The sequence below is a fragment of the Leifsonia sp. Soil_N53 genome, assembly GCF_057655165.1.
Genome location: NZ_JBDGMM010000062.1, coordinates 1 through 13,146 on the forward strand (window position 1 = coordinate 1; position 13,146 = coordinate 13,146).

Here is a 13,146-nt window from a genome sequence, read left to right on the forward strand (position 1 = left end):
GCCCGTCCGGCGCGCTCGACCGCGGCGCGCTCGGCCTCGCGAACCGGCTCGTCGGCAACGCCGCGGACGCCGCCGGGCTGGAGCTGCTGCTCGGCGGCTTCACGGCACGGTTCGAGTCGCCCGCCTGGTTCGCCGTGACGGGAGCGGCGTCCCGCGTCACCCTCGACGGCCACCCCGTCGACCCCGACACCGCGGTGCACGCATCCGGCGGTGCGGAGCTGCGGATCGCCGCGCCGGCCGCGGGCGTCCGCAGCTATCTCGCGGTGCGCGGCGGCTTCGCAGTGGAGGCCGTGCTCGGCTCCCGCTCGCGCGACACCCTGTCCGGCCTGGGCCCGGCGCCGCTCGCCGAGGGCGACCTCCTCCCGTTCGGCCCCGAGCCCTCCGCTCCGGTGCCCGCCGTGGACTTCGTGCCCGTCGCCGACCTCGGCGACGGCCCGATCGACGTCCGGGCCCACCGCGGGCCGCGTGCCGACTGGTTCACGCCCGCCGCGCTCGACGCCTTCTTCGCGGTGGAGTGGCGGGCCAGCGCCGACGGCGACCGGGTCGGAGTGCGGCTCGACCCTCCGCACCTCCCCGCGCACGCGCGCGGCGTGGACCCGGCGCCGCCGCTGCTGCTCGCGCGCGCCGTGCACGACGAGCTCCCGAGCGAGCCGATGGTCGCGGGCGCCGTGCAGGTCTCGCCGGACGGCCGCCCCACCGTGCTGCTCGCCGACCACCCGGTGACCGGGGGCTACCCCGTCATCGCCGTGGTCGCCGCCCGCTCCCTCGACGCCTTCGCGCAGCTCCGCCCCGGCCAGGCCGTCCACTTCCGGCACGCCTGACCCGCACGCGACAGTTGCACGTCAGTCGCGGCGGGTGCCCTGCTGGAAGATGCTGCGCGCGGGCGGCGGCGAGGGCACGCTCGTCGCGTCCGTGACGATCGGCGCGCCCGCGGCGAACGTGCGCAACTCCTCGCCGGCGACGGCCTTGGCGGGATGCGGCCCGCTCGCGAGCAGCCGCGGCAGCCACTCCAGCGGCAGCGGCGAGTCCGACCCGACCAGCACGACGTTCCCGAACCGGCGTCCCTTGAGCACCTGGGTCTCCGCGAGCGCCGCCACGTTCTCCACCACGGCGCCGAGCGTGGAGACCTGGCTGCGCGCGAACGTCAGCGGCGGCCCGTCGGCGACGTTCACGAGCACCACGCCGTCCGGCTTCAGCAGGGACACCGCCGAGCGGTAGAACTCCACGCTCGTCACGTGCGCCGGGGTGCGCGAACCGCTGAAGATGTCGATCACCAGCAGGTCGACCTCCCCGCGCAGGCCGGCCGGCAGCTTGCCGACGACCTCCCGGGCGTCGCCGTGCCGGATGCGGATCTGGGCGTAGCGCGGCAGCGGCAGGTTCTCGCGCACCAGGTCCACGAGCCGGCTCTCCAGCTCCACCACCTGCTGACGCGAGCCCGGCCGGGTGTGGGCGACGTAGCGCGGCAGTGTCAGCGCGCCGGCGCCCAGGTGGACGGCCGTGATGGGCTGACCCGGCTCGCCGATCAGGTCGATGACGTTGCCCATCCGCTGCACGTACTCGAAGAACAGCCGGCTCGGGTCGTCGAGGTCGACGTGCGATTGCGGTGTGCCGTCGACGATCAGCTGGAACGCCCCCGGCACGAACCGGTCGGGCTCGATGCTGGCGAGGTAGCCGCTCTCGGCGAGGACGACCGAGGGGAGCAGCGGGTTCTGTGGCACGGCGACCAGCGTAGCCGCGCCCGCCTCCGCCCGCTGAGGGCCACAGCCTCCACCCGATCTCCACCCGATCTCCACCCGGTCTCCGCCGCCGGGCGGTCCCGATCCGGCGGCCGTCCCGCGACGCTGGAGAAGTGGCCGGACGTCCCGGCCGGAAGGACTCGGACCCATGACCGTGCAGACGCTGACCAACGCCCTCCTCATCCTGCTGCTGATCTGCTGGGTGGGCTACCGGCAGCTGACCTGGCGGCCGGTGTCGATCGCCAAGATGTGGCGGTTCCCGGCGATCATGTCCGTGGTCGGCATCGTGCTGATCGTGCAGCAGGTGAAGCCGTCGGCGGTCACCCTGCTCGACATCGCCGTGGTGGCGGGCGAGCTCGTGCTCTCCCTCGCCGTGGGCGCGTGGATGGGTGCCATCGCGCACTTCCGTCCTCTGGAGTCCCCGGTCCAGCTGGGCAGCGACGCCCGCTACATCGCGAGTTACGAGTCGCGCACCGGCGTGCTCGGGATGGTGCTGTGGGTGCTCGTGATCGCCGTCCGCGTCGGTGTGGACGTGCTGGCCTCGATGGCCGGCTCGCACCTGGTGACCGCGACCGGCGTCATCTTCCTGGTCTTCGCCGCCAACCGCGCCGCCCGGACCGCCGTCTTCGCGGCGCGTCTCGATCGGCACGCCGCGCTCGCCGCATGATGGTCTCGTGGACTTCTGGACCAGACCGGGCCTGCTGGCGCTCGTACTGAACATTCTCGGTGCGGGCGCCGTCGGCCTGTCACTGCTGCGCACCCACACCCTGGAGCGTCCGGTGTGGGTGCTCGTCGTCGCGCTGTTCTCGGTCGCGGCGTGGCTCGCCCGGGCGTTCCTCTCCTTCGCGGGCCGGCGCCGCACGGCGCTCGTGCTGTGCGTGCTCTCGGCGGTCACCGGGGCCTTCACCGCCCCCGCCACCGAGGGGATCGCGATCGTGCCGGCGGCGGTGGCGGTGCTCTATCTGGTGGGGGACCCGGAGTGGCCGCTGCCGCTCGGCGGGGCGCTGGCGGCGGTCTCCGCAGCGCTGGTCGCCATCGGCGCCCTCCCGTTCGGCTCGCCCGTCGCCGCGGTGCTCGGCGAGATGGCCGGCATCGTGCTGGCGGCGTTCGCCGGTCTCAGCCGCCGGCAGTTCCGGTTCACCGAGGAGCAGAGCGCGCTGCTGCGGGAGCGGGAGCTCGCCATGCGCGAGGAGGCCGCGCGGGTGGCGATCGCGCGCGACCTCCACGACGTGCTCGCGCACAGCCTCGGCGGGCTGGTCATCCAGCTCGACGCGGTGGACGCGCTGCTGGAGGCCGGGGACGGCGAGGCCGCCCGGCAACGCGTCGTGGCGGCGCGCGGGCTCGCGGCCGACGGACTCGCCGAGGCACGGCGGGCGGTCGCCGCACTGCGCGATCCGGACGGCGCGCCGGGCACGACCACGGTAGCGCCGGTCGAGGTCGGCGCCACGCTCGACGCTCTCGTCGCCGCCCACCGCACGCTCGGCGGCAGCGCCGTGCTCCGGCAGACCGGCGAACCGAGGGCGCTCGGCTCCGCCCAGGCGACCGCCCTGCAGCGCGCTCTGCAGGAGGCGCTGAGCAACGCGCGCAAGCACGCGCCGGGCGAACCCGTCGACGCCGTGCTCTCCTGGCAGACTGATCGGGTGCTGCTCACCGTGTCCTCGCCACTGATCGAGCCGTCCGCCGCCGTCCCGGCGAACGCCGCCGAGCTGGCGACCTCCGGAGGCGGCCACGGCCTCGAGGGCATGCGCGAGCGGTTCGCCGCCCTGCCGCTCGGCGGCTCGGTGGCCACGAGCGCGGACGACGGCCGGTTCACCGTGACCGCCGAGGCGAGGCTGGCGTGAGCGCGGAGGCTGCGCAGGGGGACCGCATCCGCGTCGTCGTCGCCGACGACCAGGCGATCATCCGCGACGGCCTGGTCACGGTACTCGGCCTGCTGCCCGACGTGGAGGTCGTGGGCGCCGCGGCCGACGGAGCGGAGGCGGTCGCGCTCGCCGTGGCCGAGCGTCCCGACGTGGTGCTGATGGACCTGCGCATGCCCGTACTCGACGGCGTCGGCGCCACCGAGCGGATCGCGCGCGAGGCGCCGGGTTGCGCCGTGCTCGTGCTCACGACCTTCGCCGACGACGACTCGATCCTGACCGCGTTGCGCGCCGGCGCCCGCGGCTACCTCACCAAGGACGCCGGACGCGCCGAGCTGGCCTCCGCCGTGCGGGCGGTCGCGCGCGGCCAGGCGACGTTCGCACCGGAGGTCGGCGCCCGCATCATCGGTTCGCTGACCTCGGCCGCGCCGGTCACGCCGGAGGACCCCGCCGTCGCGCTCGTGGAGCGCTTCCCGACGCTGACCCGCCGGGAGGCCGAGGTGCTCCGCCTGGTGGCCGACGGCCTCAGCAACGGCGAGATCGCCGCCGCCCTGTTCGTCGGCGGCGCCACGGTGAAGACGCACATCAACGCGATCTTCGCCAAGCTCGGGGTCACCTCCCGCGCGCAGGCCATCGCGCTCGTCCGCCGCTAGCGGGCAGTCGCGTCATCGACCGCGGAGGGGGAGGATGGAGCGCATGAGCGATCGCGTACTCGTCACCGGCGGCTCGGGTTTCGTGGGGGCGCACTGCGTGCTCGCGCTGCTGGAGGCGGGCTACTCGGTCAGGACGACGATCCGCTCGCCGCAGCGCGCCGCGGACGTGCGGTCACAGCTGGCCGCCGGAGGAATCGAAGATGCGGGCGACCGCCTGGAGTTCGCCGTGGCCGACCTCCTGGACGACGCCGGCTGGGCGGACGCCGTCGCGGGCTGCCGGTACGTGCTGCACGTGGCGTCGCCGTTCCCGATGACCGAGCCGAAGGACCCGGACGAGCTGGTGCGGCCGGCGAGGGAGGGCGCCCTGCGCGTGCTCCGCGCTTCCCGCGACGCCGGTGTGGAGCGCGTCGTGCTGACCTCCTCGTTCGCCGCGATCGGCTACGGCCACGCCCCGAGCCGCCAGCCGTTCACCGAGGTGGACTGGACCGAGCTCGACAGCGGCCGCCCGATCAGCGCGTACGTCCGCTCGAAGACCCTCGCCGAGCATGCCGCCTGGGACTTCATCGCGAAGGAGGGCGGCGCCCTCCAGCTGGCCACCGTGAACCCCGTCGGCGTCCTCGGCCCGGTGCTCGGCCCCGACTATTCCAGCTCGGTCGAGCTGGTGCGGCTCGTGCGGGAGGGCCGCCTCCCGCGCCTGCCCGACGTCTACTTCGGAGTCGTGGACGTGCGCGACGTCGCCGGCCTCCACCTGCTCGCCATGACCCGCCCGGAGGCCGCGGGCGAGCGCTTCCTCGCCACCGCGGGCGACGCCCTCAGCGCATCGGAGCTCGCCCTCATCATCCGCGGCCACCTCGGCTCGCCGGCCGGCGACCGCGTGCGCACCGGCGTGATGCCGTCGTGGGTGCTGAAGGCCGCCGCCCCGTTCAGCCGCCGGGTGCGCGGATCCTTGCCGGACATCGGCGTCTACCGCAACGGCTCGTCGGCCAAGGCCCGAACGCTGCTCGGCTGGCGCCCGCGCTCCCGCGAGGAGGCCGTCACTGCGACGGTCGACTCGCTCCCGCCGCGGCTGCACTAGCCTGACAATCTCCCGCGAGAATCGGCCCGCGGATCAGCGCCGATAACCGGGAATACCTGCCGCTCCGCGCGGTTATACACCGAGACTGCGCCTCCGGTCAAGAAAAGACTGGACACGGCGCGTCAGTTTGACATATAGTGGTTCTTTGCGCTCCCACGCACACCCTTGCCTTCATATTGCGGTCGGCTCTGACTCAACTCGCGCGCGTCTGGGCCCGGTTCACCGGGTCAGATACGGCGGCACGCGACGTGTCTGGGAGTCCTCGTCCCTCACAAAACCACATCTCGACCGACAGTAACTGGCCCGACGGGGCCCACGGAGGTTATTTCCTTGGCTGCTGCGCGCAACGCAACCAACACTGACAAGACACCCAAGAACGGACGAGCCGCATCTCGTCTTTCGTTCGCCAAGATCACGGACACCCTCACTGTTCCCGATCTGCTCGCATTGCAGACGGAGAGCTTCGACTGGCTGGTCGGAAACGACGCGTGGAAGGCACGCGTCGTGGAGGCCGAGGCCCAGGGTCGCCAAGATCTGCCCGCCAACACGGGCCTCGAGGAGATCTTCGAGGAGATCTCGCCCATCGAGGACCTCGGCGAGACCATGCAGCTCTCATTCACGAACCCGTTCCTCGAGGAGAAGAAGTACTCGATCGACGAGTGCAAGGAGAAGGGCAAGACCTACGCGGCCCCGCTCTACGTCGAGGCCGAGTTCATGAACCACCTCACCGGTGAGATCAAGACCCAGACGGTCTTCATGGGCGACTTCCCGCTCATGACCGAGCGCGGAACCTTCATCATCAACGGCACCGAGCGTGTCGTCGTCTCCCAGCTCGTCCGCTCGCCGGGCGTCTACTTCGAGGCCGCCGCCGACAAGACCTCCGACAAGGACATCTACTCGGCGCGCATCATCCCGAGCCGCGGTGCGTGGCTCGAGTTCGAGATCGACAAGCGCGACCAGGTCGGCGTCCGCATCGACCGCAAGCGCAAGCAGTCCGTCACCGTGTTCCTGAAGGCCCTCGGGCTCACCAGCGAGGAGATCCTCGCCGAGTTCGCCGGCTTCCAGTCGATCGAGCTGACCCTCGAGAAGGACGCCATCCTCACCAAGGAGGAGGCGCTGAAGGACATCTACCGCAAGCTGCGTCCGGGCGAGCAGGTCGCCGCCGAGGCCGCGCGTGCGCTGCTGGACAACTTCTACTTCAACCCGAAGCGCTACGACCTCGCCAAGGTCGGCCGTTACAAGATCAACCGCAAGCTCGGCCTCGAGGCCCCGCTGTCGGACTCGGTGCTGACCGTCCAGGACATCATCGCGACGATCAAGTACCTGGTCTCCCTGCACGACGGCCAGACCACCTTCCGGGGCCTGCGCGGCGGCGTCGAGACCAACATCCGTCTCGACACCGACGACATCGACCACTTCGGCAACCGTCGCATCCGCGCCGTCGGCGAGCTCATCCAGAACCAGGTCCGCACGGGCCTGAGCCGCATGGAGCGCGTCGTCCGCGAGCGCATGACCACGCAGGACATCGAGGCGATCACCCCGCAGACCCTGATCAACGTGCGACCCGTCGTCGCGGCGATCAAGGAGTTCTTCGGCACCTCGCAGCTCTCGCAGTTCATGGACCAGAACAACCCGCTCGCGGGCCTGACCCACAAGCGCCGCCTGTCGGCGCTGGGCCCGGGTGGTCTGAGTCGTGAGCGCGCGGGCGTCGAGGTCCGTGACGTCCACCCGTCGCACTACGGCCGCATGTGCCCGATCGAGACGCCGGAAGGCCCGAACATCGGTCTGATCGGCTCTCTCGCGTCGTTCGCGCGGATCAACTCGTTCGGCTTCATCGAGACGCCGTACCGCAAGGTCGTCGAGGGCCGGGTCACCGACCAGATCGACTACCTGACCGCCTCCGAGGAGGACGACTTCGTCGTCGCGCAGGCCAACGCCCCGCTCGACCCGAGCGGCCACTTCACCGAGGAGCGCGTGCTCGCCCGTCAGAAGGGCGGCGAGGTCGACCTGATCCCCGCCGAGGAGATCGGCTACATGGACGTCTCCCCGCGCCAGATGGTCTCGGTGGGCACCTCGCTCATCCCGTTCCTCGAGCACGACGACGCCAACCGAGCCCTCATGGGTGCGAACATGCAGCGCCAGGCGGTGCCGCTGCTCCGCTCGGAGAGCCCGGTCGTCGGAACCGGTATGGAGGGCTACGCGGCCATCGACGCCGGTGACGTGGTCACCGCCGAGAAGTCCGGTGTGGTCACCGAGGTCTCCGCCGACGCCGTCACGGTCCAGGCCGACGACGGCACGGTCAAGTCCTACTACCTGCGCAAGTTCGACCGCTCCAACCAGGGCACGTCCTACAACCACCGCGTGGTCGTGGACGAGGGCGACCGCATCGAGGCCGGAGAGGTCGTCGCCGACGGCCCCGCCACCGAGAACGGCGAGCTCGCGCTCGGCAAGAACCTGCTCGTGGCGTTCATGCCGTGGGAGGGTCACAACTTCGAGGACGCGATCATCCTCAGCCAGAACCTGGTGAAGGACGACACCCTCTCCTCGATCCACATCGAGGAGTACGAGGTCGACGCCCGCGACACCAAGCTCGGCAAGGAGGAGATCACCCGCGACCTGCCGAACGTCAGCCCGGACCTCCTGGCCGACCTCGACGAGCGCGGCATCATCCGCATCGGCGCCGAGGTCCGCCCCGGCGACATCCTCGTCGGCAAGGTCACCCCGAAGGGCGAGACCGAGCTGTCGGCCGAGGAGCGCCTGCTCCGCGCGATCTTCAACGAGAAGAGCCGCGAGGTGCGCGACACCTCGCTCAAGGTTCCTCACGGTGAAGAGGGCACGATCATCGGCGTCAAGGTCTTCGACTCGCAGGACGGCGACGACGAGCTCGGCTCCGGCGTCAACCAGCGCGTCGTGGTCTACATCGCCCAGAAGCGCAAGATCACCGCGGGCGACAAGCTCGCCGGCCGTCACGGCAACAAGGGCGTCATCTCCAAGATCCTTCCGGTCGAGGACATGCCGTTCCTCGCGGACGGCACGCCGGTCGACGTCATCCTGAACCCGCTGGGTGTCCCCGGACGAATGAACTTCGGTCAGGTCCTGGAGATCCACCTCGGCTGGATCGCCAAGAACGGCTGGGAGATCAAGGGCAAGCCCAAGTGGGCCACCGACCTCCCCGAGGCCGCGTTCAGCGCCGCCCCGAACACCAAGGTCGCGACCCCGGTGTTCGACGGTGCGAAGGAGGAGGAGATCGCCGGCCTGCTCGACGCCACCCTCCCGACGCGCGACGGCGACCGCCTGATCGGCTCGTCCGGCAAGACGCAGCTGTTCGACGGCCGTTCCGGCGAGCCCTACCCGGACCCGGTGTCGGTCGGCTACATGTACATCCTGAAGCTGCACCACCTGGTCGACGACAAGATCCACGCGCGTTCGACCGGCCCGTACTCGATGATCACCCAGCAGCCGCTCGGTGGTAAGGCGCAGTTCGGTGGCCAGCGCTTCGGTGAGATGGAGGTGTGGGCCCTCGAGGCCTATGGAGCCGCGTACGCGCTCCAGGAGCTCCTGACCATCAAGTCGGATGACATCCTCGGTCGCGTCAAGGTCTACGAGGCCATCGTCAAGGGTGAGAACATCCAGGAGCCGGGCATCCCGGAGTCCTTCAAGGTCCTCATCAAGGAGATGCAGTCCCTCTGCCTGAACGTGGAGGTCCTCTCGGCCGACGGCCAGACGGTCAGTCTGCGCGACGCCGACGACGAGGCCTTCCGCGCTGCGGAAGAGCTCGGCATCAACATCTCCTCCCGGTTCGAGTCGTCGTCGATCGACGAGATCTGACCCGGTAGCCAGACCCAACTGACGAATCTTCTACAGGAGAGAGTGAAACATTGCTCGAATCGACAACTTTCGATGAGCTGCGTATCGGCCTGGCCACCGCCGACGACATCCGTCGCTGGAGCTACGGCGAGGTCAAGAAGCCCGAGACGATCAACTACCGCACGCTGAAGCCCGAGAAGGACGGCCTCTTCGGAGAGCAGATCTTCGGCCCGTCCCGCGACTGGGAGTGCTCGTGCGGCAAGTACAAGCGCGTCCGGTTCAAGGGCATCGTGTGCGAGCGCTGCGGCGTGGAGGTCACCAAGTCCTCCGTCCGCCGCGAGCGCATGGGCCACATCGAGCTGGCCGCGCCGGTCACGCACATCTGGTACTTCAAGGGTGTGCCCAGCCGTCTCGGCTACCTGCTCGACATGGCGCCGAAGGACCTCGAGAAGGTCATCTACTTCGCCGCCTACATGGTGATCGAGGTGGACGAGGACGGCCGTCACGCCGACCTCCCCGGCCTCGAGAACGAGCTGCGCCTGGAGATCAAGACGCTGGCCGACCAGCGCGACGCCCGCGTCGCCGAGCGTCTGCAGCGCCTGGAGACCGATCTCGCCGCCCTCGAGGAGGAAGGTGCCAAGGCCGACCAGAAGCGTCGCGTCAAGGACACCTCCGAGAAGGAGATGGGCCAGATCCGCAAGTCCTACGACGAGGACATCGCCCGCCTGGAGCGCGTGTGGGAGTCGTTCCGCACCCTCAAGGTCGGCGACCTCAAGCCGGAGGACGCGGACTTCAACGAGCTCGTGGACCGCTACGGGCTGTACTTCGAGGCGTTCATGGGCGCCGAGGCGATCAAGCGCCGCCTGCTGGCGTTCGACCTGACCGCTGAGGCCGAGCTGCTCCGCGAGCAGATCGCGAACGGCAAGGGCCAGAAGAAGATCCGCGCCATCAAGCGCCTGCGCGTGGTGTCGTCGTTCCTCGCGACCGGCAACTCGCCGGCCGCGATGGTCCTGGACGTCGTCCCGGTCATCCCGCCGGAGCTGCGCCCGATGGTCCAGCTCGACGGTGGCCGCTTCGCGACCTCCGACCTGAACGACCTCTACCGTCGTGTGATCAACCGCAACAACCGTCTCCGCCGCCTGCTCGACCTCGGTGCTCCCGAGATCATCGTGAACAACGAGAAGCGCATGCTCCAGGAGGCCGTCGACGCGCTGTTCGACAACGGTCGCCGCGGCCGCCCGGTCACGGGCACCGGCAACCGCGCGCTCAAGTCCCTCAGCGACATGCTGAAGGGCAAGCAGGGCCGGTTCCGCCAGAACCTGCTCGGCAAGCGCGTGGACTACTCGGGCCGTTCGGTCATCATCGTGGGTCCGCAGCTCAAGCTGCACCAGTGCGGTCTGCCCAAGCAGATGGCGCTGGAGCTGTTCAAGCCGTTCGTGATCAAGCGCCTGATCGACCTGAGCCACGCTCAGAACATCAAGGCCGCCAAGCGCATGGTGGAGCGTTCGCGCCCGCAGGTCTGGGACGTCCTCGAGGAGATCATCCGCGAGCGCCCCGTCCTGCTGAACCGCGCTCCCACCCTGCACCGTCTCGGCATCCAGGCCTTCGAGCCGCAGCTCGTCGAGGGCAAGGCCATCCAGCTCCACCCGCTGGTGTGCGCCGCCTTCAACGCGGACTTCGACGGCGACCAGATGGCCGTGCACCTTCCGCTGTCGGTGGAGGCCCAGGCCGAGGCCCGCATCCTGATGCTCGCCTCGAACAACATCCTGAAGCCGTCCGACGGCCGCCCGGTCACCCTGCCCTCGCAGGACATGATCATCGGTCTGCACCACCTCACCACCGTCCGCGAGGGCGCCGTGGGCGAGGGTCGCGCGTTCTCCTCGGTCTCCGAGGCGATCCTCGCGAAGGACCAGGGCTCGCTGCACCTCAACGCCAAGGTGAAGATCCGCCTGGACGACTACGTGCCGTCCGACGCGGCCGACACCGGCGCGCAGCCCGTCACCGCGATCGTGGAGACCACGCTCGGCCGCGCCCTCTTCAACGAGGCGCTGCCGGCGGACTACCCCTACGTGGAGGAGGTCGCCGACAAGGGCCAGATCTCGTCGATCGTCAACGCCCTGGCGGAGCGCTACCCGAAGGTGGAGGTCGCCGCGGCGCTCGACCGGATCAAGGACGCCGGCTTCTACTGGGGCACCCGCTCGGGCGTCACGGTGTCGCTGAGCGACATCCTGACCCCGCCGAACAAGGCGCAGATCGTGGCCGGCTACGAGAAGAAGGCAGCCAAGATCACGGCGGAGTTCGAGAAGGGTCTCACGACCGACCTCGAGCGTCGCCAGGAGCTGGTGAAGATCTGGACCGAGGCGACCAACGAGGTGGCCGAGGCCATGCGCGCCAACTTCCCGGCCGACAACACCATCAACCGCATGGTGACGTCGGGCGCCCGTGGTAACTGGCTGCAGGTGCGCAACATCGCCGGTATGCGTGGTCTGGTGAACAACCCGAAGGGTGAGATCATCCCGCGCCCGATCATCTCCTCGTACCGCGAGGGGCTGTCGGTGGCGGAGTACTTCATCGCGACGCACGGTGCCCGTAAGGGTCTGGCCGACACGGCTCTCCGTACGGCCGACTCGGGCTACCTGACCCGTCGTCTGGTGGACGTCTCGCAGGATGTCATCATCCGCGAGGACGACTGCGGCACGACCAAGGGCCTCGAACTGCCGATCGCGACCGTGGGCGCCGACGGCGTCCTCACCCGCGACCCGAACGTCGAGAACTCCGTGTTCGCGCGGACCCTCGCGTCCGAGGCGGTCGGTTCCGACGGCTCCGTCGTGGCGAACGCCGGCGAGGACGTGGGCGACGTGCTCATCGACAAGCTGGTGGCCGCCGGCGTGACCGACATCAAGGTCCGCTCGGTGCTCACCTGCGAGTCGGCGGTCGGCGTCTGCGCCGCCTGCTACGGCCGTTCGCTCGCGACCGGCAAGCTGGTGGACATCGGCGAGGCGGTCGGCATCATCGCCGCCCAGTCGATCGGTGAGCCCGGCACGCAGCTGACGATGCGTACCTTCCACACCGGTGGTTCGGCCTCCGCGGACGACATCACCCAGGGTCTGCCGCGCGTGCAGGAGCTGTTCGAGGCGCGCACCCCCAAGGGTGCGTCCCCGATCGCCGAGGCCGCCGGCCGCATCGTCATCGAGGAGACGGACAAGTCCCGCAAGGTCATCCTGACCCCGGACAGCGGCGACGAGCCGCACGTCTACCCGGTGCTGAAGCGCTCGACCCTCCTGGTGGAGGACGGCCAGCACGTCGAGCTCGGCCAGCAGCTGATCGTCGGCACCGTCGACCCGAAGGAGGTCCTCCGGGTCAAGGGCGTCCGCGAGGTGCAGAAGCACCTGGTGGGCGGCGTCCAGGGCGTCTACCGCTCGCAGGGCGTGCCGATCCACGACAAGCACATCGAGGTCATCGTCCGTCAGATGCTCCGCAAGGTCACCGTCGTCGACCACGGCGACACCGACCTGCTGCCGGGTGAGCTCGTCGACCGGTCGAAGTACAACGAGATCAACCGCGCTGCGCTGACCGAGGGCAAGAAGACGGCGTCCGCCCGTCAGGAGGTCATGGGTATCACCAAGGCCTCGCTGGCGACCGAGTCGTGGCTGTCGGCCGCGTCCTTCCAGGAGACCACCCGCGTCCTGACGCAGGCGGCCATGGAGGGCAAGTCCGACCCGCTGATCGGTCTCAAGGAGAACGTCATCATCGGTAAGCTCATCCCGGCCGGCACGGGCCTGTCCCGCTACCGGAACGTCTCGGTGGAGGCGACGGAGGAGGCCAAGGCGGAGCGGTACCCCAACCGCATCTTCGCCGACGACTCCGCGTTCAGCGAGAACGACCTGAGCTTCGTCGACTTCGACAGCTTCAGCTCGGACGACTACACCCCGGGCACCTACAACTGAGTTCGTAGGTAGTCCGTACCACGAAGGCCCCCGGCGCATGCCGGGGGCCTTCGTCGTTCCCGCGCTCAC

8 protein-coding genes are annotated in these 13,146 nt (G+C 70.0%); 7 read left to right on the forward strand and 1 reads right to left on the reverse strand.

Annotation, left to right across the window (positions count from 1 at the left end; genetic code table 11):
- A partial coding sequence (locus AC3A3H_RS11290) for a 5-oxoprolinase subunit C family protein (protein WP_487614659.1) occupies nucleotides 1–821 on the forward strand: 821 nt, incomplete at its 5' end.
- Between the two features lie 21 nt (nucleotides 822–842).
- Here the strand turns inward: AC3A3H_RS11290 and AC3A3H_RS11295 are convergent.
- Complete coding sequence (locus AC3A3H_RS11295) at nucleotides 843–1,718, reverse strand: spermidine synthase (RefSeq protein WP_487614660.1); 876 nt, start codon at nucleotides 1,716–1,718, stop codon at nucleotides 843–845.
- A 166-nt stretch (nucleotides 1,719–1,884) separates the two neighbouring features.
- On the opposite strand from AC3A3H_RS11295, the gene AC3A3H_RS11300 reads away from it, so the two are divergent.
- The 6 genes from AC3A3H_RS11300 (at nucleotide 1,885) to rpoC (ending at nucleotide 13,077) form a co-directional block, all read left to right on the forward strand.
- Nucleotides 1,885–2,403: a hypothetical protein gene (locus AC3A3H_RS11300; RefSeq protein WP_487614661.1), complete on the forward strand. Its 519-nt coding sequence runs from the start codon at nucleotides 1,885–1,887 to the stop codon at nucleotides 2,401–2,403.
- Nucleotides 2,404–2,410: 7 nt separating this feature from the next.
- Entirely contained in the window at nucleotides 2,411–3,577 is a 1,167-nt protein-coding gene (locus AC3A3H_RS11305) for a sensor histidine kinase (RefSeq protein ID WP_487614662.1), read from the forward strand.
- On the forward strand, nucleotides 3,574–4,248 hold the full coding sequence (locus AC3A3H_RS11310; protein ID WP_487614663.1) for a response regulator: 675 nt from the start codon (nucleotides 3,574–3,576) through the stop codon (nucleotides 4,246–4,248). Before AC3A3H_RS11305 ends, AC3A3H_RS11310 begins: the two co-directional genes overlap by 4 nt.
- Before the next feature lie 43 nt (nucleotides 4,249–4,291).
- Entirely contained in the window at nucleotides 4,292–5,323 is a 1,032-nt protein-coding gene (locus tag AC3A3H_RS11315; RefSeq protein ID WP_487614664.1) for an SDR family oxidoreductase, read from the forward strand.
- A gap of 330 nt (nucleotides 5,324–5,653) precedes the next feature.
- Nucleotides 5,654–9,151, forward strand: a complete 3,498-nt coding sequence (gene rpoB, locus AC3A3H_RS11320) for a DNA-directed RNA polymerase subunit beta (RefSeq protein ID WP_487614665.1) — start codon at nucleotides 5,654–5,656, stop codon at nucleotides 9,149–9,151.
- Nucleotides 9,152–9,201: 50 nt separating this feature from the next.
- Nucleotides 9,202–13,077, forward strand: coding sequence for a DNA-directed RNA polymerase subunit beta' (rpoC, locus tag AC3A3H_RS11325; RefSeq protein WP_487614666.1), 3,876 nt, complete (start codon nucleotides 9,202–9,204; stop codon nucleotides 13,075–13,077).
- Nucleotides 13,078–13,146: the final 69 nt, after the last annotated feature.

Bases quoted from the DNA above. Each gene is read 5' to 3' on its own strand.
- AC3A3H_RS11300 (WP_487614661.1), top strand. From the start codon at position 1,885: ATGACCGTGCAGACGCTGACCAACGCCCTCCTCATCCTGCTGCTGATC.
- AC3A3H_RS11315 (WP_487614664.1), top strand. From the start codon at position 4,292: ATGAGCGATCGCGTACTCGTCACCGGCGGCTCGGGTTTCGTGGGGGCG.